Source organism: Falsihalocynthiibacter sp. CO-5D18 (assembly GCF_041205445.1).
Classification (GTDB): domain Bacteria; phylum Pseudomonadota; class Alphaproteobacteria; order Rhodobacterales; family Rhodobacteraceae; genus Falsihalocynthiibacter; species Falsihalocynthiibacter arcticus.
On the sequence record NZ_JBGFCF010000120.1, the window covers coordinates 1 to 285 of the forward strand.

A 285-nucleotide genomic window follows, 5' to 3' on the forward strand; every position below is an offset into this window, starting at 1 on the left:
GCAAGACCCCCGCACACAGGCATTTCTGCGGCGTGTGATCTAGGTTATTGTTGTGCGCCAGTACTTTCATGCGTGCGCTGCGCCTCGATGAACACGCGCTTTATGTCTGGGTAACGGTCTTTGATGCTGTGTTCTAATGCCGATACGCGGTCCTGAACCTCTCCCGAGGTGAGCTTGTCCGAGAAATCGATACTGACATTCAATAAGATTTCTTGCGGTCCGAAATGCATGGTCAGCAATTCGTTGACGCCACAAATGCCAGATTCCTCGGCGATGATCTGTTCG

Annotated in this window: 1 protein-coding gene; it reads right to left on the minus strand. The window is 51.9% G+C overall.

Annotated features, from left to right (window positions below; translation table 11 throughout):
* Positions 1–44 precede the first annotated feature (44 nt).
* A partial coding sequence (locus tag AB9F27_RS22185; protein ID WP_369758244.1) for a cation transporter dimerization domain-containing protein occupies positions 45–285 on the minus strand: 241 nt, incomplete at its 5' end.